Annotated in this window: 24 protein-coding genes, 1 other RNA gene and 1 riboswitch; of the genes, 13 read left to right on the forward strand and 12 right to left on the reverse strand. The window is 70.2% G+C overall.

Features of this window, described 5'->3' with window-relative positions:
* Nucleotides 1-11: 11 nt before the first annotated feature.
* The gene (locus WS91_RS02035) at nt 12-1,829 is read right to left on the reverse strand and encodes an autotransporter assembly complex protein TamA (protein ID WP_038745159.1); all 1,818 of its coding nucleotides are present in this window, start codon (nt 1,827-1,829) and stop codon (nt 12-14) included.
* Nucleotides 1,830-2,038: 209 nt separating this feature from the next.
* Here WS91_RS02035 and WS91_RS02040 point away from each other — a divergent pair, with 209 nt between their 5' ends.
* From WS91_RS02040 to panD, 4 genes are all read left to right on the forward strand, one after another.
* Nucleotides 2,039-2,227, forward strand: coding sequence for a DUF3460 family protein (locus WS91_RS02040; RefSeq protein WP_038745162.1), 189 nt, complete (start codon nt 2,039-2,041; stop codon nt 2,225-2,227).
* Nucleotides 2,228-2,231: 4 nt separating this feature from the next.
* On the forward strand, nt 2,232-3,107 hold the full coding sequence (locus tag WS91_RS02045) for a segregation and condensation protein A (RefSeq protein WP_059643646.1): 876 nt from the start codon (nt 2,232-2,234) through the stop codon (nt 3,105-3,107).
* 583 nt (nt 3,108-3,690) lie between these two features.
* Nucleotides 3,691-4,530, forward strand: a complete 840-nt coding sequence (panC, locus tag WS91_RS02055) for a pantoate--beta-alanine ligase (protein WP_038745170.1) — start codon at nt 3,691-3,693, stop codon at nt 4,528-4,530.
* Nucleotides 4,531-4,584: 54 nt separating this feature from the next.
* Nucleotides 4,585-4,971 carry an aspartate 1-decarboxylase gene (gene panD / locus WS91_RS02060; RefSeq protein ID WP_059574763.1) on the forward strand — a complete coding sequence of 129 codons (387 nt, stop codon included), beginning with the start codon at nt 4,585-4,587 and terminating at the stop codon, nt 4,969-4,971.
* A 590-nt stretch (nt 4,972-5,561) separates the two neighbouring features.
* Here the strand turns inward: panD and WS91_RS02065 are convergent.
* The 3 genes from WS91_RS02065 to WS91_RS02075 form a co-directional block, all read right to left on the reverse strand.
* Nucleotides 5,562-6,188, reverse strand: coding sequence for a ParA family protein (locus WS91_RS02065; RefSeq protein WP_059643643.1), 627 nt, complete (start codon nt 6,186-6,188; stop codon nt 5,562-5,564).
* A 253-nt stretch (nt 6,189-6,441) separates the two neighbouring features.
* Complete coding sequence (locus WS91_RS02070) at nt 6,442-6,858, reverse strand: DoxX family protein (RefSeq protein WP_038745177.1); 417 nt, start codon at nt 6,856-6,858, stop codon at nt 6,442-6,444.
* A 151-nt stretch (nt 6,859-7,009) separates the two neighbouring features.
* Nucleotides 7,010-8,599: a cobyric acid synthase gene (locus WS91_RS02075; RefSeq protein WP_059669653.1), complete on the reverse strand. Its 1,590-nt coding sequence runs from the start codon at nt 8,597-8,599 to the stop codon at nt 7,010-7,012.
* A gap of 27 nt (nt 8,600-8,626) precedes the next feature.
* Between WS91_RS02075 and cobU the strand changes: the two genes are divergently transcribed.
* From cobU to WS91_RS02095, 4 genes are read left to right on the forward strand one after another with little or no spacing between them, the layout of a single operon-like run.
* Entirely contained in the window at nt 8,627-9,184 is a 558-nt protein-coding gene (gene cobU / locus WS91_RS02080; protein WP_059643832.1) for a bifunctional adenosylcobinamide kinase/adenosylcobinamide-phosphate guanylyltransferase, read from the forward strand.
* On the forward strand, nt 9,178-10,122 hold the full coding sequence (gene cbiB / locus WS91_RS02085; protein WP_038745184.1) for an adenosylcobinamide-phosphate synthase CbiB: 945 nt from the start codon (nt 9,178-9,180) through the stop codon (nt 10,120-10,122). The genes cobU and cbiB overlap by 7 nt, the downstream gene beginning before the upstream one ends.
* A complete protein-coding gene (gene cobD / locus WS91_RS02090; RefSeq protein WP_038745186.1) occupies nt 10,115-11,164 on the forward strand; it encodes a threonine-phosphate decarboxylase CobD in 1,050 nt (349 codons plus the stop codon). The genes cbiB and cobD overlap by 8 nt, the downstream gene beginning before the upstream one ends.
* A 4-nt stretch (nt 11,165-11,168) precedes the next feature.
* Nucleotides 11,169-12,083, forward strand: a complete 915-nt coding sequence (locus WS91_RS02095; protein ID WP_059669654.1) for a cobalamin-binding protein — start codon at nt 11,169-11,171, stop codon at nt 12,081-12,083.
* Between the two features lie 441 nt (nt 12,084-12,524).
* Here the strand turns inward: WS91_RS02095 and cobC are convergent, their stop codons facing one another.
* The 6 genes from cobC to WS91_RS02125 all read right to left on the reverse strand — a co-directional run bounded on the left by cobC (nt 12,525) and on the right by WS91_RS02125 (nt 18,970).
* The gene (gene cobC, locus WS91_RS02100; RefSeq protein WP_059669655.1) at nt 12,525-13,127 is read right to left on the reverse strand and encodes an alpha-ribazole phosphatase; all 603 of its coding nucleotides are present in this window, start codon (nt 13,125-13,127) and stop codon (nt 12,525-12,527) included.
* Nucleotides 13,112-13,870 (reverse strand): adenosylcobinamide-GDP ribazoletransferase, encoded by a 759-nt coding sequence (locus WS91_RS02105; protein ID WP_038745192.1) that lies wholly within the window; start codon nt 13,868-13,870, stop codon nt 13,112-13,114. The genes cobC and WS91_RS02105 overlap by 16 nt, the downstream gene beginning before the upstream one ends.
* Before the next feature lie 6 nt (nt 13,871-13,876).
* A complete protein-coding gene (cobT, locus tag WS91_RS02110; protein WP_059643630.1) occupies nt 13,877-14,932 on the reverse strand; it encodes a nicotinate-nucleotide--dimethylbenzimidazole phosphoribosyltransferase in 1,056 nt (351 codons plus the stop codon).
* A 43-nt stretch (nt 14,933-14,975) separates the two neighbouring features.
* Entirely contained in the window at nt 14,976-15,800 is an 825-nt protein-coding gene (locus WS91_RS02115) for an ABC transporter ATP-binding protein (RefSeq protein ID WP_038745196.1), read from the reverse strand.
* Nucleotides 15,797-16,798: a FecCD family ABC transporter permease gene (locus WS91_RS02120; protein WP_038745297.1), complete on the reverse strand. Its 1,002-nt coding sequence runs from the start codon at nt 16,796-16,798 to the stop codon at nt 15,797-15,799. Before WS91_RS02120 ends, WS91_RS02115 begins: the two co-directional genes overlap by 4 nt.
* A 96-nt stretch (nt 16,799-16,894) precedes the next feature.
* On the reverse strand, nt 16,895-18,970 hold the full coding sequence (locus WS91_RS02125; RefSeq protein WP_059669686.1) for a TonB-dependent receptor domain-containing protein: 2,076 nt from the start codon (nt 18,968-18,970) through the stop codon (nt 16,895-16,897).
* 68 nt (nt 18,971-19,038) lie between these two features.
* Nucleotides 19,039-19,300, reverse strand: a riboswitch (cobalamin riboswitch).
* A 202-nt stretch (nt 19,301-19,502) separates the two neighbouring features.
* Here WS91_RS02125 and WS91_RS02130 point away from each other — a divergent pair.
* From WS91_RS02130 to WS91_RS02150, 5 genes are all read left to right on the forward strand, one after another.
* Nucleotides 19,503-19,853 (forward strand): hypothetical protein, encoded by a 351-nt coding sequence (locus tag WS91_RS02130; protein ID WP_038745198.1) that lies wholly within the window; start codon nt 19,503-19,505, stop codon nt 19,851-19,853.
* On the forward strand, nt 19,850-20,164 hold the full coding sequence (locus WS91_RS02135; RefSeq protein ID WP_038745200.1) for a cell division protein ZapA: 315 nt from the start codon (nt 19,850-19,852) through the stop codon (nt 20,162-20,164). The genes WS91_RS02130 and WS91_RS02135 overlap by 4 nt, the downstream gene beginning before the upstream one ends.
* An 81-nt stretch (nt 20,165-20,245) precedes the next feature.
* Nucleotides 20,246-20,427, forward strand: a non-coding RNA gene (ssrS, locus tag WS91_RS02140) — 6S RNA.
* Nucleotides 20,428-20,502: 75 nt separating this feature from the next.
* A complete protein-coding gene (locus tag WS91_RS02145) occupies nt 20,503-20,964 on the forward strand; it encodes an EVE domain-containing protein (RefSeq protein WP_038745202.1) in 462 nt (153 codons plus the stop codon).
* A gap of 197 nt (nt 20,965-21,161) precedes the next feature.
* Nucleotides 21,162-21,899, forward strand: a complete 738-nt coding sequence (locus WS91_RS02150) for an SIMPL domain-containing protein (RefSeq protein WP_038745300.1) — start codon at nt 21,162-21,164, stop codon at nt 21,897-21,899.
* A 376-nt stretch (nt 21,900-22,275) separates the two neighbouring features.
* Here WS91_RS02150 and lgt read toward each other — a convergent pair whose 3' ends face one another.
* Both lgt and WS91_RS02160 read right to left on the reverse strand, forming a co-directional pair.
* Nucleotides 22,276-23,166 (reverse strand): prolipoprotein diacylglyceryl transferase, encoded by an 891-nt coding sequence (gene lgt / locus WS91_RS02155; protein ID WP_038745204.1) that lies wholly within the window; start codon nt 23,164-23,166, stop codon nt 22,276-22,278.
* Between the two features lie 107 nt (nt 23,167-23,273).
* On the reverse strand, nt 23,274-24,245 hold the full coding sequence (locus WS91_RS02160; protein WP_038745302.1) for a LysR substrate-binding domain-containing protein: 972 nt from the start codon (nt 24,243-24,245) through the stop codon (nt 23,274-23,276).
* Nucleotides 24,246-24,280 lie beyond the last annotated feature (35 nt).

Consider the following 24,280-nt stretch of genomic DNA (forward strand, 5'->3'; position numbering starts at 1 on the left):
AATGAAAAAAATCAGAATGCGATGCCGAGCGTCAGATACGGACGCACGCTCTTGTTCTTCAAGCCGTAAGCGAGATCGAAATTGACCGGGCCGACCGGGCTGCGCCAGCGCACGCCGAGCCCAGCGCCCGGATAGAACACCTTCTCGCCCCACGCATCGGTCGCGGTGCCGATGTCGAAGAAGGTCGCCGCGCCCCAGTCGCGATTGAACCAGTGCTGGTATTCGGCCGTGCCCGACACGAGGTATTTGGTCGGCAGCACCGAGCCGTCGACCGAATTGCCGATGCTCTGATAGCCGTAGCCGCGCACCGAGTTCGAGCCGCCCGCGCGGAACAGCAGCGACGCAGGCACGCCCGAGGAGCTGCCGCTCGTGAACACGCCGCCCAGCTCCGCGCGAAACACGAACAGGTCGCGCTTGCCGATCGGCACGTACTGCTGGCCGCGCGCGTAGCCGCGGATGAACGTCTGGTCGGTCAGCACGCCCTTCACCGCGAAGCTGGCTTCCGCGTGGATCAGGTTGCCCGAGCGCGGGAACAGCGGATCGTCGACGTTGCGGCGCGTCCACGCCCATTGCGGCACGAGCGCGCGGCTCGTGGTCGGGCCGGCGCCGTTCTGGTCGAGCCGGTCCTGATAGAGCATCAGCGAATACGAATAATCGATGAACTGGGCGTTGCGCGTGCGCTGCGCGCCCACGCGCGCGCTGTAGATCCGCGTGTCCGACACGTTCGTGTTCGTGTACGACGCGAGGATGCTGTTGGTCCACGCGCGCGAGCCGGGCGGCATCGACAGCTGCACCTGCCCGTACTGCTGGATCTGGTCGACCCGCCCCGACACCGACAGCGGCCACGCGGCGCCGAACGTGTCGAGATACGTGTACGAGCCCTGGATGTGCGGCCCCGTGTCGGTCGCGTAGCCGATCCCGCCGCGCACGCTGTTGTACTGGTATTCGCTGACCTTCACGTGCACGGGCGTGTCGAGCGGGCGCGCGGCGTCGTCGGACACGTCGATCGCGACGCTCGCGTAATACGGCGTGTTCTGCAACTGGCGCTGCAGCTCGGCGATGCGCTTCGCGTCGTAGATCTCGCCCGGCGACAGCGGATTCACGTTGCGCACGATCTTCTCCGGATAGCGGCGCGTGCCGGACACGTTAAGCTCGCCGATCGTAAACGTCGGCCCGCTGGCGAACGTCACCGCGAGCGTCGCCTCGCGCGTGCGCGGATCGATGCGCGCCTCCGACGCGGTGATCTTCGCGCCGAGATAACGGCGCGACTGCAGTTGCCTGAGCGCCGCGTTCTTCGCGTCGTCCCAGCCGGACTGCGTGAACGCGTCGCCCGGCTTCAGCGAGAACGCGAGGCGCGTCGCGGTCTCCTGCTTCGGGTCCTCGCTCTCGACCGGGCCGTCGAATTTCAGATCGACCGCTGACACCACCGTCTGCGCGCCCGGATCGACCGACACCGTCACGCGGCGCTCGCCGCCCGTCGTGCGCACGTCGGTACGCACGACGGGCGAGAAGTAGCCGGCCGTCGCGGCGAGCTCGCGCACCTGCTGCGGCGTCGCTGTCACGAGGAAGTCGAACTGGTCCTCGCTCAGGTCTTCGCGCTTCGCGAAGCGGGCGATGTCGAGATGCTGCTTGAGGAGGCTCCTGACCGCGCGCGGCGCGTCGATCTCGACCGCGTACTTCGCGAACGCGGGCGCGGCAAGCGCGGCCGCGCAGCCGGCGAGCAACGCGCGCAGGCCGCGCCGCGCAAATGCGCGCCATCCGGGCGAGCGGCTCGGCGCGCCGCGCGCGGCGCGCGTGGATGCATGCTGTCGTGGTGCCCGCCCTGCCAAACAAGACCTCCGCTGTAAGAATTTCGTCGGACCAAAGCCGTCATTTGAACACAGTGCGATGCGCGCAGAACGCGCGTTCGACCACGCCGACGCATGGCGCCCGCGCATTCGACGCCGCTTTACCGCCGGCTGTTCCCGGCGTTGCGGTAAAATCTCGTCGATCGAACCCGCGGGCGCGCCGCGCCCGGCTCAGAACGGAAAGCCAAGCCATGCCGTACCAGTCCGACATCACGCAATTCCTGAATCAGTTGAAGCAGCAGAAGCCGACGCTCGAAGAAGAACAGCGCAAGGGCCGTTCGCTGCTGTGGGACAAGCAGCCGATCGACCTCGAGGAGCGCGACGCGCAGCGGCAATCGCGCGTGCGCCAGACTTCGTACGTCTACTATCAGAACTTCTGACGCCGTGAGCGCCGCCGACGAGGCCAGCGCCAGCGCGCAGCCCGAAGACGCGATCGCCGCGCCCGCCGGCGCCGATTCGACGCCCGACACGGTCGACGGCGTCGCGGCGTTCGCGCGCCTGTACGGCGAGCCGCTCTTCAAGCTGCCGCAGGATCTGTACATTCCGCCGGACGCGCTCGAAGTCTTTCTCGAAACGTTCGAAGGCCCGCTCGATCTGCTGCTGTACCTGATCCGCAAGCAGAACTTCAACGTGCTCGACATTCCGATGGCGGAAGTCACCGCGCAGTATCTCGGCTACGTCGACCAGATCCGCGAATCGAATCTGGAGCTCGCGGCCGAGTACCTGCTGATGGCGGCGATGCTGATCGAGATCAAGTCGCGGATGCTGCTGCCCGTGAAGAAGGCGGACACGGGCGAGGACGCGGAGGACCCGCGCGCCGAGCTCGTGCGGCGCCTGCTCGAATACGAGCAGATGAAGCTCGCCGCGCAGCGTCTCGACCGGCTGCCGCAGCTCGGCCGCGACTTCCTGCGCGCCGAGGTGTACATCGAGCAGAGCATCACGCCGCGCTTCCCCGACGTGAACTCGGACGACCTGCGCGCCGCGTGGGCCGACGTGCTCAAGCGCGCGAAGCTCGTCCAGCATCACAAGATCTCGCGCGAGGAGCTGTCGGTGCGCGAGCACATGAGCCTCATCCTGCGCAAGCTGCAGAACGCGCGCTTCATGGAGTTCGCCGATTTGTTCGACACGTCGCGCGGCGTGCCCGTCGTCGTCGTCAACTTCATCGCGATGCTCGAGCTCGCGCGCGAATCGCTCGTCGAAATCACGCAGGCCGAACCGTTCGCGCCGATCTACGTGCGGCTCGCTTATCTGCCGGCTTGAGCGCGTTTCGCGCGGCGCCCGGCGCTGCGCGCAAACGCCGCGGCCGGGCGCGGATGCGCTTGCCGTGCGCCCCCCTCTTCTTCCGCGTCGTCGCTTCGGTTCGTCGCGCGCGCGGACATGGCGCGAAATCAACCGTGTTCGCGCGTGCCGGCGCGCGCGCCGCGCCATTTCATCCGGCGATTCCAGGCGTCACGTGTAACGGCGGCCAACCGCACGCCGACATGTAACGATACGTGACGACGCGTGAAGATCAATGCCGTGCAGGCCGTCGAAGCGGTGACGCGCGCCGGCGTACGGCGGATGCGTGGGTTCCGCGTCTGTGGATGCGCGAATTCGATTCCGCCGCCGACCTTGGCGAAGCCGCACCGCCGCCGCCAATTCGGCTTCCCCCATTTGATCCACGCGCCCGCGCCCCGTGTTCGCCGATTAAAGTGAACGATCGTGCTTTTATCGATGCGCTAAAGCGGCAAATCCTCTACAATCGCCGACGCTCGACGCCCTGCGCGGCGTTCCGGCCACGACGATCCCGACCACGCCGCCTCCGCGCGGCCAACGCGCCCGCCGCGCGAGGAACCGCCCACTCATGAAAGTCATCAGCTCGATCCAGGAACTGCGCGACCAGTTGCGCGGCCAGAACCGCACGGCGTTCGTGCCGACGATGGGCAACCTGCACGAAGGCCACCTGTCGCTGATGCGGCTCGCGCGCCAGCACGGCGACCCGGTCGTCGCGAGCATCTTCGTGAACCGGCTCCAGTTCGGCCCGAACGAGGACTTCGACAAGTACCCGCGCACGCTGCAGGAAGACATCGAGAAGCTGCAGAAGGAAAACGTCTACGTGCTGTTCGCGCCGACCGAGCAGGGCATGTACCCCGAGCCGCAGGAATACCGCGTGCAGCCGCCGCACGATCTCGGCGACATCCTCGAAGGCGAGTTTCGCCCGGGCTTCTTCACCGGCGTGTGCACGGTCGTCACGAAGCTGATGGCGTGCGTGCAGCCGCGCGTCGCCGTGTTCGGCAAGAAGGACTATCAGCAGTTGATGATCGTGCGCCGGATGTGCCAGCAGCTCGCGCTGCCCGTCGACATCGTCGCCGCCGAAACCGTGCGCGACGCCGACGGCCTCGCGCTGTCGTCGCGCAACCGCTATCTGAGCGAGGCCGAGCGCGCGGAGGCGCCCGAGCTCGCGAAGACGCTCGCGCGGGTGCGCGACGCGGTGCTGGGCGGCGAGCGCGACCTCGCGGCGATCGAGAAACGCGCGCTCGGCCACCTCGCCGCGCGCGGCTGGAAGCCCGACTACGTGTCGATCCGCCGGCGCGCGAACCTCGTCGCGCCGACGGCGGCGCAAACCGAGGCGGGCGAGCCGCTCGTCGTGCTCACGGCCGCGAAACTCGGCCCGACGCGCCTCATCGACAATCTGGAAATCTGACGGCCGGCCACGCAGCCGGCCGCTCTTCGTCTGGTAGCACCAAGGGAGCCCATCATGCAGCGCCACATGCTGAAATCGAAGATCCACCGCGCGGCGGTCACGCACTGCGAGCTGCATTACGAAGGCTCGTGCGCGATCGACGAGGATCTGCTCGAAGCCGCGAACATCGTCGAGAACGAGCGGATCGACATCTGGAACATCAACAACGGCGAGCGCTTCTCGACGTACGCGATCAAGGGCGAGCGCGGCAGCGGAATGATCTCGCTGAACGGCTCGGCCGCGCGCCGCGCGCAGCTCGGCGACCTCGTGATCATCGCCGCGTTCGCAATGATCGACGAGGCGGAGCTGAAGGCCGGCTGGAAGCCCAATCTCGTGTTCGTCGGCGACGACAACAAGATCAAGGGCAGCCGCGATCACGTGCCGACGCAGAACTGGACCTGAACCGCGTCCGGGCGGCTGCGCGGGCGGTATCGGGCGATATCGGGCCGTTTCTGGCCGTTTCTGGCCGTTTCTGGCCGTTTCGGACCGTATCAGGCGGTGTCAGGCGGCGTAGGCCGTGTAGCCGTGTAGCCGTGTAGCCGGTGACGGTATGGCGGCGTAGGCGGTATCGCACGGGCCGCGCCGCTGGTATGACGAATCCGGGGCGCGGCGCACGGCGGCGCAATCGAGGCGTGTCGCGCCGAAATCCCGGTGCGGCGCTTCGCGCGACTTCCATGGTGCCGGCACTCGCGATTGCTGCCGACGCCGCCGGCGTTTCGACACGGACGGTTTGCGCGAAGCCGATGCCGGCGCGTGCACGAAGCGGCTCGGCAACGCATCCGACATGCGAGATGCGGCACGCGACATGCAACGCCCCCGCCATTCCGGCCGCCCTTTCCCCGACTATCGAATACGGGCCGATCGCCCGTCTCGGCCCGGTATGTCGCCTCGAGATGTTGCCTCGAGATGCCGCCGCGAACGCGCGACGCGCGCAAGCCGCGTGCGACGACGCCGTCAGCCGCCGCTCCCGGCGCGCCACCGCCGCCGGCACGCTACGCCTTCAACGCCCACTCGACGATCGGCTCCCACTGCTCGAGATCCTTCTCGACGCGGCTTTTCGCGACGTCCCACAGCGTGAGGCCGTGCGCGGCGAGCTGCACGTAGTTCTGCGTGTCGCGCAGATAGCCGAGCACCGGCAGATCGAGCCCCTCGACGAAGCGGTGCAACTGCTCGGCCGAACGCGTGCGCGCGTCGACCCGCATCCCGACGATCCCCACCTTGATCGCGCCCTTCTTCACGGCCTTCTCGCTCGCGAGGCGCTGGAGGAATTGCTGGGTCGCGAGGATATCGAACATCGACGGCTGCAGCGGCACGATCACCTTGTCGGCGAACTCGAGCGCGACGTTCATCCGGTTGCCGTGCAGGCCGGCCGGCGTATCGACGATCGCGTATTCGAGACCGCGCGGCGGCTTCGACGGCGAATCGGGATCGAGCGCCCAGGTCTCGATCGCGGGCAGCGCGGCCGGCCGCAGATCGAGCCACGCGTGCGCGGACTGCTGCCGGTCGAGATCGGCGAGCGCGGCCCATGCGCCCTGCGCCGCGAAATACCCAGCCAGATTGGTGGACAGCGTGCTCTTGCCGACGCCGCCCTTCGGATTCGCCACCACGATCACCGTCATGAATTCCCCCGAAGAAGCCGCGCGGCGCGACGCCTGGCACAGGCGCCGCGCCGCGAAAAATGCGGATACAGGGAGCGATGATATCGGCAAATGCGCCTGCACCGAAACGGGTTCGTCCGCACTTGGGCGAACGGACGACGGCGAAGCGGCGCTCGCGCGGCCCAAACGACGCTCGCCGCGCCGCCACGGCCCCCGGCGCGGACGGCCGCTCCAAGCCGCCGCGAACGGGCGGCCGCAGCAGCCGGAACGCCGCTTACGCGGCCCTGCCGGCCAAGCCGCGCGCGCCGCCGAGCGCGAACGCGCCGGCCCCGAGCAGCGCCTGGACGACGAGCGTGAGCGCCCAGAACGCCGGATATTCCCAGCCGCCGTGCGGCGCGGCGAAGCTCCAGCCGTTCGGCAAGTGCGTCATCGTCGCGCCGAGCATGAACGGCAGCAGCACGAGCGACGCGAGCCGCACCCGCACGCCTGCGAGAAGCGCGAGGCCGCCGACGAGCTCGACGACCGTCGTCACGTAGGCGAGCCAGCCCGGCAGGCCGAGCGACGCGAAGAACTGCGCGGTGCCGGGCAGCGTGAACACGAAGACCTTCTGCGCGACGTGCGCGAGGTACAGCACGCCGAGCGCGACGCGCAGCAACGCCGCGCCGACATCGTTCAAACGGTTCGAATCCATGTTGGGGTTCCCTTTCGTCGAAGTTTGGATGGAATGCACTTTATTCGAACCAAATTCGGCAAAAAACAGCCGATCAGACTTATATTATTTCCTATTTGGAATTAATTACGCCAAGGGTACGACGAGGCAATCCGACGAGCCGCCGCCGACATCACGCGAACGCCGCAAACACGCGATCGAGATCGAGGTGCGCCGCGAGCGTGTCCGCAAGCCGCTCGAGCGACGCCTCGCGCAACGCCGGATAGTCGACCGGCTCCGCGCCGCCGAGCCCCGCCCATTCGAGCAGCGCCGCGCACGCGTCGGGCGTGTCGAAGAGCCCGTGCAGGTAGGTCGCGAGGATCTGCCCGTCCGCCGACACTGCGCCGTCCGGCCGCTCGCCGTCCGCCCCCGCGAGCACGAGCGCCGGCGACGCGAGCGCCGGCCCATGCGTTTGCCCCATGTGGATCTCGTAGCCGGACACGCGCGCGCCGCCCGCGAACGCGAGCCGCCCCGTCGCGTTGACGAGCGTCTTCCGCGGCGTGAGCGTCGTCGCGTAGTCGAGCAGGCCAAGGCCCGCGCTCGCCGCGCCCGCCGCGCCTTCCACCCCGTGCGGATCATCGAGCGCGCGGCCGAGCATCTGCATGCCGCCGCAGACGCCGATCACCTTGCCGCCGTAGCGCAAATGGCGCTTGATCCGCGCGTCCCAGCCCGCGTCGCGCAGCCATGCGAGATCGGCGAGCACGTTCTTCGAGCCGGGCAGGATCAGCAGATCGGCGTCGGGCACGGGCCCGCTCTTCCAGTACGTAAAATCGACGCGCGGATGCACGCGCAGCGCGTCGAAATCGGTGTGGTTGCTGATCCGCGGCAACGCGAGCACGACCACCCGCAGCACGCCCGCGTCGCGCCGCGACGCCGACGTGCGCGCGCTCGCGGGCAGCATGTCTTCCGCGTCAAGCGTGAGCCCGTGCAGGTACGGCAGCACGCCGAGCACAGGCTTGCCCGTCTGCGCTTCGAGCCAGCGCAGCCCCGGCTCGAGCAGCGCGGGATCGCCGCGAAAGCGGTTGATCACGAAGCCGCGCACGCGCGCGCGCTCGCTGTTCGACAGGCACGCGAGCGTGCCGACGAGATGCGCGAACACGCCGCCGCGATCGATGTCGGCGACGAGCACGACCGGACAGTCGACCGCCTCGGCAAACCCCATGTTCGCGATGTCGCCTTCGCGCAGATTGATCTCGGCGGGGCTGCCCGCCCCTTCGACGATCACCGCGTCGTACGCGGCGCGCAGCCGGCCGTACGATTCGAGCACCGCCCGCATCGCGACCGGCTTGTAGTCGTGATAGGCGCGCGCGTTCAGATTCGCGCGCGCCTTGCCGTGGACAATCACCTGCGCGCCGCGGTCGCCCGTCGGCTTCAGCAGCACGGGGTTCAGATCGGTATGCGCGTCGATGCCCGCCGCGAGCGCCTGCAGCGCCTGCGCGCGGCCGATCTCGCCGCCGTCCGCCGTCACCGCGCTGTTGAGCGCCATGTTCTGCGGCTTGAACGGCGCGACGCGCACGCCCGCGCGGCGCGCAAGCCGGCAGAGCCCCGCGACGAGCGTGCTCTTGCCCGCGTCGGACGTCGTGCCCTGAATCATCAGCGCGCCGCGCGGACGGGCGGCGTTGGCGTTGGCGTTGGCGTTGGCGTTGGCGTTGGCGTTGGCGTTGGCGGTCATCGTGAGCGAAGTGCGCGACGAATGGCGCGCGACGAATGGCGAAGGCCGCATTATCGCGCGGCCCGTTACAATCACGCGATGACTCCGCGCGATCTCACCTTCGTTCTCGGCGGCGCGCGCTCGGGCAAGAGCGCGCACGCCGAACGGCTCGCCGCCGCCGGCGGCCGGCCCGTCACGTATATCGCCACCGCCCGCGTCGCCGACGACGAATTCGCCGAGCGCGTCGCGCATCATCGCGCGCGCCGGCCGGCCGACTGGGCGCTCGTGGAAGCGCCCGTCGAGCTCGCGCGCGCGATCGCGCAGCTCGACGACCCGCGCGCCTGCGTGCTCGTCGATTGCCTCACGCTCTGGCTCACGAACCTGCTCTGCCCCGCCGACGGCCCGGGCGTCGACGACGCGCTGTGCGACGCGCGCGTCGCCGAGCTCGAAGCGGCGCTGCGCGCGAGCCGCGCGCAGATGATCGTCGTCAGCAACGAGATCGGCTTCGGCGTCGTGCCGCTCGGCGCGCAAACGCGCCGCTTCGTCGATACGCTCGGCCGCGTCAATCAGCGCGTCGCGGCGCTCGCGACACGCGTCACGCTGTGCGTGGCCGGCCTGCCCGTCACGATCAAGCACGAGGGCGAATCGCGATGCTGATGCTGTCGCTGCCCGCCGTCGCCATCCTCGCGGTCGCCGGCTGCATCGTCGACAAGCTCGTCGGCGAGCCGCGCACCGCGCATCCGCTCGTCGCATTCGGGCGGCTCGCCGCGCAGCTCGAGCGCGCACTCAATACCGGGCGACGCGGCCGGCTCGCCGGCCTCGCCGCGTGGCTCGCCGCCGTCGCGCCGCCCGTCGCGCTCGCCGCATGGCTCGTCGCGGCGCTGCCGTGGCCGCTCGCCGCCGCGCTGCACGTCGCGCTGCTGTGGTTCGCGCTCGGCGCGCGCAGCCTCGCCGAGCACATCGCGCCGATCGCCGCCGCGCTGCTGCGCCGCGATCTTCCGGCCGCGCGCACGCTGACCTCGCGCATCGTGTCGCGCGACACGAGCGCCGCCGACGAAGCCGCGCTCGCGCGCGCGGCGGTCGAATCGGCGCTCGAGAACGGCAACGACGCGATCTTCGGCGCGCTCTTCTGGTTCGTGATCGCGGGCGGCCCCGGCGCGCTGCTGTTCCGGCTCGCGAACACGCTCGACGCGATGTGGGGCTACCGGACGCCGCGCTTCGCGCGCTTCGGCTGGGCGGCCGCGCGCATCGACGACGCGCTCAACTGGGCGCCCGCGCGCCTCACCGCCGCGAGCTACGCGCTGCTCGGCGACACCGCGAACGCGTGGCGCTGCTGGCGCGCGCAGGCGCGCCACTGGGACAGCCCGAACGCCGGCCCCGTGATGGCGGCGGGCGCAGGCAGCCTGAACGTCGTGATCGGCGGCCCCGCCGTCTATCACGGCGCGCTCGAGGATCGCCCGGTGCTCGGCGCGGGCGAGCCCGCGGCGCCCGTGCACGTCGCGGCCGCGCTGTCGCTCGTCGCGCGCACGATGATTCTCTGGCTCGCGCTGCTGATCGCGGGCGCGGCGCTCACCATTGCAACGCACCATGGCTGACGCACCGGCGATCACGCACGGCGGCAACCTGCATGAGGCCGCGCTCCGCTACGGCATCCCGCGCGACGCGTGGCTCGATCTTTCGACGGGCATCAATCCGCACGGCTATCCGGTGCCGCCCGTGCCCGCCGACGCATGGCGCCGGCTGCCCGAGGACGACGGCGTGCTCGCCGAGCACGCGGCGCGCCATTACGGCGCGCCGAGCGCCGCGCACGTGCTGCCCGTCGCGGGGAGCCAGGCGGCGATCCGCGCGCTGCCCGCGCTGTTCGAGCGCGGCACGGTCGGCGTCGCGCCGCTCGCATACAGCGAGTACGCGCCCGCGTTCGCGCGTCACGGCCACGCGGGCGCGCCGCTCGACTGCGGCAGCGACGCGCTGCCCGCGGCGCTCACCTACGCGATCGTCGCGAATCCGAACAATCCGACCGCCGAGCGCATCGATCGCGCGCGGCTGCTGCGGTGGCACGCACAGCTCGTCGCGCGCGGCGGCGCCCTCGTCGTCGACGAGGCGTTCGCGGACGCCGACGCGCACGCGGGCGCGTCGCTCGCCGCGCATACGCATCGCGACGGCCTCGTCGTGCTGCGCTCGGTCGGCAAGTTCTTCGGTCTCGCGGGCGTGCGCGCGGGCTTCGCGCTCGCCGCGCCCGCGCTGCTGGAGCGGCTGCGCGACGCGCTCGGCGCGTGGACCGTCAGCGGCCCGGCGCGCCACGCAGTGCTCGCCGCATTCGCGGACGACGCATGGCAGCGCGCGACGCGCGAGCGGCTCGCTCACGACGGCGCGCGCCTCGCCGCGCTGCTGCGCGCGAACGGCTTCGTCGCGCACGCGACGCCGCTGTTCAGCTGGACCGCCGATCCGCGCGCGCATGCGCTGCACGAGGCGCTCGCCGCGCGCGGCATCTGGACGCGCTACTTCGCACACGCGCCGAGCGTGCGGATCGGGCTGCCCGCTCTCGAGAACGAATGGCGGCGGCTCGAACACGCGCTCGCCGATTGCGTGCCGGCGCTGCCGGCCACGTTGACGAACGCCGCCGGAGCGGCGCAATAAATCGATGCCCAAGCTCGCCCCTGTCCTTCGTATCGCCGTCACGTGCGCGAGCGCGCTCTGCGTCACCGCCGCGCACGCGAGCATCGCCGTCACCGACGACGCCGGCCACACGATCACGCTCGCCGCGCCCGCGCAACGAGTCGTCAGCCTCGCGCCGCACGTGACCGAGCTCATCTATGCGGCGGGCGGCGGCGCGAAGCTCGTCGGCGCGGTGTCGTACAGCGACTACCCGCCCGCCGCGAAGGCGCTTCCGCGCGTCGGCTCGAACAAGGCGCTCGATCTCGAACGGATCGCGGCGCTCAAGCCGGATCTGATCGTCGTCTGGCGCCACGGCAACGCCGAGCGCGAGACCGAGCGGCTGCGCGCGCTCGGCATCCCGCTCTACTTCAGCGAGCCGCGGCACCTCGACGACGTCGCGACGTCGCTCGACAAGCTGGGCGCGCTGCTCGGCACGCGCGAGCGCGCGGCGGCGGCGGCCGACGCGTACCGGCAGCGGATCGCGCAACTGCGCGCGCGTTACGCGAACCGGCCGCCCGTTACGGTGTTCTTCCAGGCGTGGGACAAGCCGCTCATCACGCTGAACGGCGACCACATCGTCAGCGACGTGATCGCGCTGTGCGGCGGACGCAACGTGTTCGCGCAACTGAAGCCGATCGCGCCGTCCGTCACCGAAGAAGCGGTGCTCGCCGCGAATCCGGAAGCGATCGTGACGACGGCGGCCGGCGCGACCGCGACGCGCGACGCGCTGCCCGATTTCTCGCGCTGGCGCGCGTGGCCGAAGCTCGCCGCGGTCGCGCGGGGCAATCTGTTCGCGATCGACGGCGATCTGCTGACGCGACCCGCGCCGCGCATCGCGCAAGGGGCCGAAGCGCTGTGCCGGGATCTCGACGTCGCGCGCGCGCGGCGGCCGAGGCCGTGACGCGGCGCGACGCACGCTGCGTCGCCCGGATACGAGCGCATGCGCAACTCGTTGCCCACGCAAGCATGCAGGCCGGACCATAACGGCGGCCGCAATCCGCCTGCGCACGCGCGCGACGTCGTTCGTCGACGCCTGAACGCAGCAATGCGCCGCACGACGCCGCTCGCGACCGATCGCGGCGCTGCCATGGCGCAGCTCCGTTTGTACTGAATCTTCTTCGCCGTGTTCGCGATTTCGTGGGCGGCATTCCTGACGAGCAGCAACGTCTGCCGGCAATTCAGCAAGCGCATGCCGCCTTCTCTCCATGACTGGAACGCAGGCGCATCGTGGCCGCGTCGAATCCGCCAATCCGAACCGATGCGCTCGCCGTCGCCCCGGCAAGCGTCGAGCGCCTCATTGGCCCACTGCGAACACGAAGCGCGGCGCGCGCTCACGCACGCGTCACTCGTCCCAATGCACGAGCCGCCAGCCGCCCGCGTGGCCGACGCGTCGCAGCCACACGACGCCGCCCATCGCGATCGGCCGCGCGAGCATCGCTTCGAGCGGCGCATCGAGCGCGTGCGACGCCAGCGCGCGCATCACGCCCGCATGCGTGACGGCCCAGCTCGCGCGCGCCGCATCCGCGAGCGTCGCCAGCGCCGGCCGCACGCGCGCGACGAACTGCGCGGCGCTCTCCCCGCCGTGCTCGCGCGCATGCATCAGATCCGCGCTCCATCGATCGAGCGCGTCGCGCCCGATCGCATCCCAGCGCTTCAGCTCCCACGCGCCGAAATCGATCTCGCGCAGCCGCACGTCGCATTCGAGCGGCGCGCCGGCCTCTCGCGCGAGCACGCGCGCGACGTCGGCGCAGCGCGCGAGCGGGCTCGACCACACGTTGCCCGCCGCGCCCGCGCCGAGCGCGCCGAGCGCGCCGAGCACGCGGAGCCGGCGCAGCACGTCGGCCGCGCCCGTCGCCGCGTCGGCCGCGAGCGGCACGTCGCTGCTGCCGTAGCAAACGCCCGCTTCGACGGCGACAGCCGGATGGCGAATCAGGACGAGATCCATCCGAGCATCACCAGATAGATCGCGAGCTCGAACGCCTGCTGCGCGAAGCCGAGACAATCGCCGGTGTAGCCGCCGATGCGCCTGTCGAGATAACGCGCGATGCACGCGCGCAACGCGAGCGTCACCGCGAGCGCGAGCGCGCCCGCGCGCCAGTCGGGCCAGAACAGCCACGGCAGACCGAGCGCGGCCGCGAACATCAACGCGCTCGCGCGCATCCGATGGGCGACCGGCTGCGCCTTGCCTTCGGCGCGCGCGTAGTCGAGCGTGACGAGCAGGCTCGCGGCGAGCGTGCGGCTCGCCGCATGCGCGGCGATCATCGTCCACGCGGCGCGCGCGGGCGGCATCGCGGCGAGCGCCTGCCATTTCAGCGCGAGCGCGATCACGAGCGCCGCCGCGCCGAACGTGCCGATCCGCGAATCGCGCATGATCCGCAGCACGTCGTCGCGCGTGTAGCCGCCGCCGAACGCGTCGCAACTGTCGGCGAGACCATCCTCGTGCAGCGCGCCCGTCGCGACGAGCGTCGCCGCGATCGACAGGAGCGCAGCGACGCCCGTCGGCCACACGCGCGACGCGGCGAGATGCACGGCCGCCGCGAGCGCGCCGACGCACACGCCGACGAGCGGAAAGTAACGCGCCGCGTGCGCGAGATCGACGGCCGCGCCGCTGATCGCGCGCGGCACCGGCACGCGCGTGAAATACCCGAGCGCGACGACGAAGTAGCGCAGTTCGGCGAGCGGATTCATCGCGCGTCACGCATCGCGGTTCGCGACGCCCGCCGACTCGAAGCTCGCCATCTCGTTGACGAACGCCGCCGCCGCGCGCACGAGCGGCAGCGCGAGCGCGGCGCCCGTGCCCTCGCCGAGACGCAGATCGAGCGCGAGCAGCGGCTCGCCGCCGAAATGCTCGAGCATGCGCCGATGCCCCGCTTCGTTCGACACGTGCGAGAACACGCAGTATTCGCGCACCGCGGGCGCGAGCGCGTCGGCGACGAGGAGCGCGGAGGTCGCGATGAAGCCGTCGACGAGAATCGCCATTCGCGCGCGCGCCGCCTCGATGAACGCACCCGCCATCATCGCGATCTCGAAGCCGCCGAACGTCGCGAGCACGTCGAGCGGCTCGATCGCGTCCGCGTGCCGCGCGAGCGCGCGCCCGAGCACCGCGCGCTTGTGCGCGAGCCCCGCGTCGTCGAGCCCCGTGCCGCGGCCGACGCACGCGTCGATCGGCACGTTCAGCAGGCGGCTCATCACGCACGCGGCCGCCGACGTGTTCGCGATCCCCATCTCGCCGAAGCCGATCACGTTGGTGCCGAGCGCCGCGTGATGCCGCACGCGCGCGGCGCCCGCGGCGAGCGCGGCGAGCGCTTCGTCGCGCGACATCGCGCGCTCGTGCGCGAAGTTGCGCGTGCCGCGCGCGATCGCCGCGCCGACCAGTTGCGGCGATTCGGGCAGCGGCGACGCAACGCCCGCGTCGACGATCTCGAGCGCGAGGCCCGCGACGCCCGAAAACGCGTTGATCGCGGCGCCCCCCGCCACGAAGTTCGCGACCATCTGCGCGGTCACCGCCTGCGGATACGGGCTCACGCCTTCGGCCGCGATCCCGTGGTCGCCCGCGAACACGATCATGACGGGACGCGCGACGCTCGGCGCGGCGGTGCGCTGGATCAGGCCGAGCTGCAGCGCGAGCGCTTCGAGGCGGCCGAGACTGCCGGGCGGCTTCGTCTTGTGATCGATCGTGCGCGCGAGCGTCGCGCGCAGCGCGGCGTCGTCGAGCGGGGCGATGTGCGGCAGGGAGTAGGTGGAGGTCATCGGTTCGCCTCGTGGGTGGAATGGGTCGCGCGATGCGCGTCGGTCAGATGATGCGGCCGGGCGCGCCGGGCCATGCGGGCACGAGCGCCTCGTGGCCGTCGCGCTCGATCAGCACGAGCGGATAGCCGAACGCGCGGCTCGCGAGCTCGGGCGTCAGCACGTCGCGCACCGGGCCCGCGTGCGCGGCGCCGTTGCCGTCGAGCAGCAGCGCGTGCGTCGCGAAGCGGCGCGCGAGATTCAGGTCGTGGCACGAGAAGATCGCCGTGCGTTCGCCCGCGCGCAGCCAGTCGGCGAGCGCGACGAGACAGTCGATCTGATGATGCAGGTCCAGGTGTGCGAGCGGTTCGTCGAGCAGCAGCAGCGGCGCGTCCTGGCACAGCGCGGCCGCGAGCGCGACGCGCTGCCGCTCGCCGCCCGACAGCGACAGCACGTCGCGCGCGGCGAACGATTCGAGCCCGAGCCGCGCGAGCGCCGCGTGCGCGGCCGCGCGATCGTCGGGGCGCTCCCAGCCCCAGCCTGTCAGATGCGGAAAGCGGCCAAGCAGCACAGTGTCGAACACGCTCGCGCTGAACGCGTCGTAAAGCGTCTGCGCCATCACCGCGCGCCGCCGCGCGAGCGCTTCGGGCCGCCAGTCGGCGAGCGGCACGCCGTCCGCCTCGACATGGCCCGCCGCGGGCTTCGCGAGCCCCGCGAGCGTCGTGATCAGCGTCGTCTTGCCCGCGCCGTTCGGCCCGGCGACGCACCACAGCTCGCCCGGATAGAACGTATGCGTGAAGTCGTCGAGCAGCGTGCGCGCGCCCGCCTTCAGCACAACGCGCAGCGTGCCGTAGCGGGCCGAGCGCGACGTCGGCGCGCGGTGCGTCGTCATCGCGCAGCCCTCCGCAGCAGCATCCACAGGAACAGCGGCACGCCGATCAGCGCGGTCATCACGCCGACCGGCAATTGCGCGGGCGCGATCGCCGTGCGCGCGAGCAGGTCCGCGGCCATCACGCCCGCGCCGCCCGCGAGCATCGAGGCGGGCAGCAGCATCCGCTGATCGTTGCCGAACGCGAGCCGCAGCGCGTGCGGCACGACGAGCCCGACGAAGCCGATCGTGCCCGCCGTCGTGACGGCCGCGGCCGCCGCGAGCGACGCGATCAGATAGATGCGCAAACGCAGCCGCGCGACCGGCACGCCGAGCGCGGCCGCCGCCGCGTCGCCGCGCAGCAGCACGTTCAATTGCGGCGCGACCGGCAACGCGACGAACGCGGCGAGCGCGAGCGCCGCCAGCGCGAACCACGGCGACGCCGCGCCGCTCAGGTCGCCCGACAGCCAGAACAGGATGCCGCGCAAGCGCTCTTCGGGCGCGATCGCGAGCATCAGCGTGATGAGCGCGAACCAGCCCGCCGAGATCACGACGCCCGTGAGCAAGAGGCGCGGCGATGCGTCGCGCGGCTCGCCGCGCCACAGTTCGCGGCGTGCGAGCCCGAGCACGAACGCGATCGACGCGAGCGCGCCCGCGAACGACGCCGCGTCGACGATCCACCATGCGCCGCCCGCGATCATCGCGACGAGCGCGAACGCGGCCGCGCCGCCCGACACGCCGAGCACGTAAGGCTCGGCGAGCGGATTGCGCAGCAGCACCTGCAGCAATGCGCCCGCGAGCGCGAGGAGCGCGCCGCAGCCGAAGCCCGCGAGCGCGCGCGGCAGCCGCAGCGTGCGGACGATGTCGGCCGCGAGCGGATCGGCGCTCGCGCGATGAGCGAGCGCCGCGAGCGCGTCAAGCGGCGTCACCGGCACGCTGCCGAGCGTGAGCGACGCGACGAACGCCGCGCATGCGACGAGCGCGAGCGCGGCCCAGATCGCGGCCGCGCGCGCGGCGTGCATGCCGGCGCCGCGCGCGTCGGCTCTCATGCCGCCTCCCGCGCGCGAAGGCGCGAGCGGCGCGCGCGGCACCGACTGCGCCGAAGCCGCGGCCGGCCGTCAGCGCTGCTGCCAGCCGAGCGTGACATAGGCGCCGCGCCGCGGCGTGTTGTATGCATATGCAAGCTCGTAGTCCTTGTCGAACAGATTGTCGATGCGCGCGCTCACGTACCACGACTTTGTGATGTCGTAGCGCGCGGACAGATTGACGATGCCGTATCCGCCCAGACGATTGCCGTAATCGTCGCGCGGGCCGCTCACGAGCCACTCGCCGCCGACGCGCCAGCCGCCGAGCGAGCGATTCGCCGACACCGACGCGAAGCGCCGCGCGCGCCGGTTCAGATCCTGGCCGGCGGTTTCATCGACCGGGTTCTGCAGCGTCGCCGCAACGCGCACGTCGGTCTTGCCGACATGCCCCTGCCACGATCCCTCGACACCCTGCACTTTCGCGCGGCCGACGTTCTGCGCCACATAGTACGGGCCGCTCGCGCCGGGGCGATAGTCGATGAGATTCGTGTAGCGCGTCTGGAACGCGGTCACGCGCACGACGCCCGCCGCATCCGACGCATACTGCACGGCCGCCTCGACCGAATGGCTGCGCTCGGGCCGGATCGACGGATTGCCCGCGTTCGGATAGTACAGATCGTTGAAGCTCGGTGCGCGAAACGCGCTCGAATAGCTCGCGGACACCTTCCAGCGCTCGGTGACGTCGAGCCCGTAGCCGAGATAGTAGCTGTTCGCGCCGCCGAAATCGGAGTATTGATCGCGGCGCACGTTCGCCTGGAACTGGCTGTCGCCGATGCGGCCGGTATAGCCGAGCCAGCCGGAATTCACGTGGCGCTCGGGCGCGGCGAACACGTTCGATTCGAACGACTGGTCGAGCCGTTCGTAGCCCGCCTGAAGCTTGTGGCCGCGCGCGATCGCGAAATCGTTCTGCCACGCGTACTGGCGGTTGTCGGTATTGAAGTGGTCGGTGTATGCGCCGTTCAGCGCGGACTGGCTGCGGTCCTTGCCGCTCGACACGTTCACGCGCGTCGTCCACCAGTCGGCGAGCTTGCCGTTCGCGAACGCGGACACCTGCTGGACACGGCTGTACAGATCGTTCAGATCGGTCGGCGCGCCGTATGCGTCGTCGAAGCTCGCCTTGCCGTTCGCCTGGAAGTACGTGACGCCGGCGTCCCACCTGTCGTCGAACCGGTGCCGCAGCGACGCGGACGCACTTTCGTTCAGATAGCCGTTCGCGTTCGGATTGGCCTGCGGCTTGAGCGCGGAATCGAGCGACGAGAAGCCGTCCGTCTTGAAGCGCGCGAGCGACACGCTGAACGTCGTCCGGCCGTCCGCATCGAGCCGGCCCGATGCGCCCGCGCTTTGCGTCTGCGTGTGATAGCTGCCGTAGCCCGCCGAGAAATCGAAGCGCGGCGGATGATCGCCGCCCGTCTTCGTGAACACCTGCACGACGCCGCCGATCGCGCCGGACCCATACAGCGACGACACGTTGCCGTTCACCACTTCGACGCGATCGATCTGGTCGAGCGGCAGCTGGCTGATCTGCGCCTGCCCGAGGCTCGCCGAATCGACGCGCACGCCGTCGACGAGCACGAGCGACTGTGTCGGCTGCGCGCCGCGCAGGAAAAGGCTCGCGCTCGCGCCCGGCCCGCCGTTGCGCACGATCTGCGCGCCGGGCGCGAGCGCGAGCAGGCCGGGCAGATCGGTCGCGCCGCTGTCGGCGATGTCCTGCGCATCGAAGAGCGTCGTCTGCGGGATCGCGTCGGCAAGCTTCTGCGGCGCGCGCTGCGCGGTGACGACGATCGGCGCGAGCTGCGCGCCGGGCGTCGAACGCGAAGGCGCTGTCGATGTCGCTGTCGCTGTCGCTGTCGCTGTCGCTGTCGCTGTCGCTGTCGACGCCGACGCCGATGCCGATGCCGATGTCGCTGACGTTGCCGACGCCGACGCCGGTTCGGATGCGAAAGGCGGCGGAGCCGCGGACGACAAGGAGTCCGCTGGAATCGCAGACGATGAAGAAGAAACGGAAGAATCAGCTGAAGCAGGCTGAGCAGCCGCGGCGCCTTGCGCGAGCGCGACGCACGGCAGTCCGGACAGAGCGGCGAGCGCTGCGCGGACGAAACGGGTACGCATGAACGACATCCTGTTGAGCCACAGCGGGGCCCGCTTCCCCGCAGGCCCTGCATCACGGAGACGGGCGCGCCCGTCTCCCCGCCGCGGCCGGTATCCGGGCTCGCGACGTCACCGCCTCGCCTTCCCGCGCGAAACGCGCAGTGGCACCACGCCGGCGGCCGGCCGAGCCGGCCGTGCCGACGCATCGAGAGTGCGGCTTGCATCGGATTCGATGCGATCGCTTACCGTTGCGGGGGCAGCGCAGGTTGGCTCGGTCCCGGCGGACGTCGCGCCCTGCTTCCCGTTTAACCGCGCGCGAAGCGCGCGAGCACCGAGGCGGCGCCAGTTTAGGAGCGCGCGCGCCGCAGCGTCAAGAAAGCGCGACGACGCAGCGCAAGAAACGTCGCGCCGTGTGTCGTCGACACGATCGACATCAACGAACGACGAAGAGATTTCGCGGCGAGAAGCAGGGGTGTTACGTCTAGAAACGTTACAGATATCGGAAAGTCGCTTATTCCGCGCTAAAATGCTGGGTCTTTAGAGGACGCAGCACATGCTCAACGAACTCGAAACCCTATCTCAAAACATCGGCCGTCTGATCGCGCTGAATCAACGCCATCAAGCGGAACGGCTCGCGCTCGAGGAGCAGGTCGCGCAATTGCGCACGCAGGCGCAAACGCTGCGCTCGGAACTCGAGCAATTGCGCGACGAGCGCAACGCGCTCGCAGCGGAGCGCGACACGCTGTCGGCGAAGATCGACGACGCGCAAGTGAAGCTCAACGCGATTCTCGAAAAATTGCCGCGCACGAAAAGCGTGCCGGATGCGGAAAACCAGCTCGACCTGCTCGCGCCGCAGGCAAGCGATGAAGCCGAAGGCACGGCGAGCCACGGAGAACAGGCATGAGCACCAAGCAGATCGAAGTGTCGATTCTCGGCCAGGCGTATCGCCTCGCCTGCTCGCCCGAAACCGAAGCGGCGCTCGTCGAGGCGGTCGCGCGCGTCGATGCGGAAATGTCGAAGATCCGCGCGAACAGCTCGGTGCGTGGCACCGATCGCATCGCCGTGATGGCCGCGCTGTCGCTCGCATCGGAGCTGCTGAGGCTGCAACAGAGCGTGCGTCACGGAGAAGCGTTCCCTGCGGAAGAAATCCGGCGTACAATGCATCAAATGAATGAACAACTCGGTGCAGTGCTCGCACAGCACGAGGTGCAGTAAAATGCTTCACCAGGTTCGGCCACTGCTTGATCTATCGCGTTCAAGCCGCTGAATTCAAAGGTGATTCGAACAGTTAAGTCAGCTTCCCTGCCTGGTTCGCCAAGGTCATATATTCCTTGAACCAATGCCATGTGCACGGTTGCGGAAATTTGTAGCACGGGCGCGCGCGTCACTCTGTCTGATGTACCCGAAGTGCTGCTAACTGCGACCAATTCTGAACCTCAGGTTCAGGATGCCGGCCTAGCGGCCAAGGCGGGGGCCTATTCGACGGCATCGGGCAAAGCCCGATGCCGTTTCCTTTTGTGCAGCCTTTTCATTGCGTCGAGTCGTTGCGATCCATGCGCTACTGGCTGATGAAATCCGAACCGGACGAGGCGAGCATCGACGACCTCGCCGCCGCCGCCGACCAAACCTTGCCGTGGACCGGCGTGCGCAACTATCAGGCGCGCAACTTCATGCGCGACACGATGCGGATCGGCGACGGCGTGCTGTTCTACCACTCGAGCTGCCCCGAGCCCGGCATCGCGGGGCTCGCGGAAGTCACGTCGACGCCCTACCCCGATCCGACGCAATTCGATTCGCAAAGTCCGTACCACGATCCGAAGTCGACTCAGGAATCCCCGCGCTGGGTGCTCGTCGACGTGCGCTTCGTCAAGAAGACGCCGCTCGTTTCCCTCGGCGCATTGCGCGAGCACGAGGAACTCGCCGACATGCGCGTGCTCGCGAAGGGCAACCGGCTGTCGATCACGCCCGTCACGCCCGAAGAATGGCGCTTCATCACGAAGCGCCTGATGAAGTGACGCGGCGGCCACGTCAAACATTGTCAGACCCGGCGCGCGAAGCCGCGCCGGCCGGAACCTCGGCCCGCTTTCGACAGCCTAACGGGCGCTCGACAGATGCAGTGCCGCATCCGCCGGGCGTTTCGAAAGAAGCGCGGCGTCCGTCCGCGCCCCGCACGCCGCATGTCGCGTGCGCGCTTACGCTCAAGGAGTCAACAATGACGAAAAAATCCGCTCTAGCCGTTGCCGTCACGCTCGCGGCGGCGCTGCCGATCGCCTTCGCGCTCGCCCCGTCCGCGGCGCGCGCGCAAAGCATGGGCCAGATGCAGCCGCCCGCGGGCGTGCTGTCGCTGTCCGCGCAGGCGAGCACCGATGTTCCGCAGGACGTCGTCGACATCACGCTGTTCTACGAACAACAGGCGAAAGATCCGGGCACGCTGACCGCCGAGCTGAACAAGCGCGCGGACGCGGCGCTCGCGCAGGCGCGCGGCGTATCGGGCGTCACCGCGCGCACGGGCGAATTCTCGGTGTCGCCGAGCATCGACCGTGACGGCAAGATCTCCGCGTGGCGCGGCCGCACCGAGGTCGTGCTCGAGTCGCACGACTTCGCGGCCGCGTCGAAGCTCGCGGGCCAGTTGAGCCCGATGATGCAGGTGGCCAACGTCGCGTTCTCGCTGTCGCCCGAAGCGCAGCGCGCGGCCGAGCAAAAGCTCACGTCGGAAGCGATCAAGGCGTTCCGCACGCGCGCCGAGGAAGCGACGCGCGCGTTCGGCTACAGCAACTATTCGATCCGTGAAGTGAACGTCGGCAGCGGCCGCAACGTGCAGCCGTATCCGCGGATGTTCGCGATGGCCGCGCCCGCGATGGACAGCGCGAAGGCGAGCGCGCCGATCGCCGTCGAAGGCGGCAAGACGACCGTGACCGTCAACGTGAACGGTTCGGTGCAGATGAAGTGAAATGAAGCGGCGCGGGCGGCAATGTGGCGCGCCGCCCGCCGTCGACGAAACGCCGGCTTCTCTCCGGCGTTTTTTATTGCGCTTCGTGCATGTCGGAACTTGCGATCGCATGTCGCAGGTTGTTCGATTGCTCGCGATCACGATCTCGAGCGCTGGCCGCACGTTGCGCGCGTGAAAGGCAGGCCCGGCGTTCCGCGTATCGGCACGGTGCGCATCGTACGCCGCGCGTCATGTGCCGTCTGCCGTGCCCGTCGTGCGCCGTGCGCCGTGCGCCGTGCGCCGCAATCAGCGTACGCGCAAGCGCGGCCCGCCGCCCACGCCGTTCGCGCCGGGCCGGCGGCCGCGCGATCGCACGCAGCCGCGCGGCGCCGCTCGATCAGGCCGTCTTCGCGACGCCCCCGCGCCGATACGCCCAGACCATCATCAGCACGCCCGCGATGATCATCGGCAGCGACAGCCACTGCCCCATCGACAGCCCGAACGTCAGCAAACCGAGGAAATCGTCCGGCTCGCGCGCGAATTCGACCGTGAAGCGCGCGAGGCCATACCCGATCAGGAACAGCGCCGAGATCGCGCCCATCGGCCGCTGCCTGCGCGAGAAGAACCACAGCACGATGAAGAGCGCGATGCCCTCGAGCGCGATTTCGTACAACTGCGACGGATGCCGCGGCAGCATCTGGTGCGACAGGAACACCTCGTTCAGATCCCACTTCGCCGCGAGATCCTGATGCGCGGCGAGCCACGCGGCGTCGTCGCGCGACGCGCCCGGGAACAGCATCGCCCACGGCGCGTCGGGGCTCGTCACGCGGCCCCACAGCTCGCCGTTGATGAAATTGCCGAGACGCCCGGCCGCGAGCCCCGTCGGCACCATCGGCGCGACGAAGTCGGTCACTTCGAGCCAGTGGCGCTTGCGCTGCCACGCGAACAGCGCCATCGCCAACGTGACGCCGAGGAAGCCGCCGTGGAACGACATCCCGCCCTCCCACACCCGGAAGATGTCGAGCGGATGCGAGAAGTAGTAGCCGGCCTTGTAGAACAGCACATAGCCGAGCCGGCCGCCCAGCACGACGCCGAGCACGCCGTAGAACATCATGTCGTCGATGTCCTTCGCGCTCCAGCCTTGCGCGGCGACGTACGGCAGCTTCAGGCGCAACCGCCCGACGACGATCGCGAGGATGAAGCCGACGAGATACATGAGCCCGTACCAGCGCACGGCGAGCGGGCCGAGGTGAATCGCGACGGGATCGAAATTCGGATGAATGATCATGAGTTAGCGTTGATGGTTCTGAATCGATGCGGCACGCACGGCGACGCCGACGTTCGAGGCGACGCGCATGCGGCAACCGCGGTTCGACGGGCGCGCCGCGCGAACGTTCACGGGCGCGCCGCGAGCCTGCCCGCGCGCGCCCGGCCAGGCACGCCGGCCGGCGGATCGGAGGGCGACACCCGCTGCGCGTCGCCGCGCACGACGTCGATGAAGCCCGCGAGCACCGGGCTCACGTCGCCCGTGCGCCACACGAGGCCCGTCTCGACGACGGGCGCCGGAGCGGCGAGCGCGCGATAGACGACGCCCGTGCGCCGCAGGTTACGCAGCGATTGCGGCACCAGTGCGACGCCCATGCCCGCCGACACGAGGCTCACGATCGTCTGCATCTGGATCGCCTCCTGGCCGATGCGCGGCGCGACACCCGCCGCGCCGTAGCAGCCCGTAATGATGTCATAAAAGCCGGGTGCCAAACGACGCGGGAAGATGACGAGCGGCAGCGACGCGATGTCGGCGATCCGCACGGGCGCGTCGCCCGCCGCCTCGCTCGCGTCGGCCGGCATCGCGACGACGAGCGGCTCGCGCAGCACCGGCAGATACGACAGCGACGCCGCATGGCGCGGCGGCACGGGCGGAATCACGAGCCCCGCGTCGATGCGGCCCGCGACGAGCTCCTCGATCTGCACGTCGCTCGTCGCCTCGGTCAGTTGCAGGCGCACGTGCGGATAGCGCGCGCCGAACTCGCGCAGCAGCTGCGGCAGCAGCCCGTAGTCGGCCGTCGACACGAACGCGAGCGCGAGCGACCCCGCCTCGCCGCGCGCGAGGCTCTGCGCGAGAGGCGGCAGCGCGTCGGCCGCGGCGATCAGCCGCCGCACGTCGGGCAACAGCGCCGAGCCGACCGCGGTCAGCTCGACCGAGCGCTTCGTGCGCGCGAACAGCGCGACGCCGAGCGCGTCCTCGAGCGCGCGAATCGCCTGCGACAGCGGCGGCTGCGTCATCGAGAGCCGCTCGGCGGCCCGGCCGAAGTGCCGCTCGTCGGCGACGGCGACGAAATAGCGCCATTGGCGTAAATCAGGGGTCACATCGCTCTCCACGTCCTTGTCGACCGACGGATTAA

Source organism: Burkholderia sp. MSMB1498, from assembly GCF_001526245.1.
GTDB classification, from domain to species: Bacteria; Pseudomonadota; Gammaproteobacteria; order Burkholderiales; family Burkholderiaceae; genus Burkholderia; species Burkholderia savannae.

Excerpts from the sequence above, each read along its gene's own strand:
- WS91_RS02150 (WP_038745300.1), top strand. The coding sequence starts at position 21,162 with ATGACGAAAAAATCCGCTCTAGCCGTTGCCGTCACGCTCGCGGCGGCG.
- WS91_RS02130 (WP_038745198.1), top strand. The coding sequence starts at position 19,503 with ATGCTCAACGAACTCGAAACCCTATCTCAAAACATCGGCCGTCTGATC.
- WS91_RS02115 (WP_038745196.1), bottom strand. The coding sequence starts at position 15,800 with ATGACGACGCACCGCGCGCCGACGTCGCGCTCGGCCCGCTACGGCACG.
- panC (WP_038745170.1), top strand. The coding sequence starts at position 3,691 with ATGAAAGTCATCAGCTCGATCCAGGAACTGCGCGACCAGTTGCGCGGC.
- WS91_RS02095 (WP_059669654.1), top strand. The coding sequence starts at position 11,169 with ATGCCCAAGCTCGCCCCTGTCCTTCGTATCGCCGTCACGTGCGCGAGC.
- WS91_RS02070 (WP_038745177.1), bottom strand. The coding sequence starts at position 6,858 with ATGGATTCGAACCGTTTGAACGATGTCGGCGCGGCGTTGCTGCGCGTC.
- WS91_RS02125 (WP_059669686.1), bottom strand. The coding sequence starts at position 18,970 with ATGCGTACCCGTTTCGTCCGCGCAGCGCTCGCCGCTCTGTCCGGACTG.
- WS91_RS02105 (WP_038745192.1), bottom strand. The coding sequence starts at position 13,870 with ATGAATCCGCTCGCCGAACTGCGCTACTTCGTCGTCGCGCTCGGGTAT.
- WS91_RS02135 (WP_038745200.1), top strand. The coding sequence starts at position 19,850 with ATGAGCACCAAGCAGATCGAAGTGTCGATTCTCGGCCAGGCGTATCGC.
- lgt (WP_038745204.1), bottom strand. The coding sequence starts at position 23,166 with ATGATCATTCATCCGAATTTCGATCCCGTCGCGATTCACCTCGGCCCG.
- WS91_RS02065 (WP_059643643.1), bottom strand. The coding sequence starts at position 6,188 with ATGACGGTGATCGTGGTGGCGAATCCGAAGGGCGGCGTCGGCAAGAGC.
- cobT (WP_059643630.1), bottom strand. The coding sequence starts at position 14,932 with ATGACCTCCACCTACTCCCTGCCGCACATCGCCCCGCTCGACGACGCC.
- cobD (WP_038745186.1), top strand. The coding sequence starts at position 10,115 with ATGGCTGACGCACCGGCGATCACGCACGGCGGCAACCTGCATGAGGCC.
- WS91_RS02145 (WP_038745202.1), top strand. The coding sequence starts at position 20,503 with ATGCGCTACTGGCTGATGAAATCCGAACCGGACGAGGCGAGCATCGAC.
- cobU (WP_059643832.1), top strand. The coding sequence starts at position 8,627 with ATGACTCCGCGCGATCTCACCTTCGTTCTCGGCGGCGCGCGCTCGGGC.
- cobC (WP_059669655.1), bottom strand. The coding sequence starts at position 13,127 with ATGGATCTCGTCCTGATTCGCCATCCGGCTGTCGCCGTCGAAGCGGGC.
- WS91_RS02075 (WP_059669653.1), bottom strand. The coding sequence starts at position 8,599 with ATGCGGCCTTCGCCATTCGTCGCGCGCCATTCGTCGCGCACTTCGCTC.
- WS91_RS02040 (WP_038745162.1), top strand. The coding sequence starts at position 2,039 with ATGCCGTACCAGTCCGACATCACGCAATTCCTGAATCAGTTGAAGCAG.
- WS91_RS02120 (WP_038745297.1), bottom strand. The coding sequence starts at position 16,798 with ATGCACGCCGCGCGCGCGGCCGCGATCTGGGCCGCGCTCGCGCTCGTC.
- panD (WP_059574763.1), top strand. The coding sequence starts at position 4,585 with ATGCAGCGCCACATGCTGAAATCGAAGATCCACCGCGCGGCGGTCACG.
- cbiB (WP_038745184.1), top strand. The coding sequence starts at position 9,178 with ATGCTGATGCTGTCGCTGCCCGCCGTCGCCATCCTCGCGGTCGCCGGC.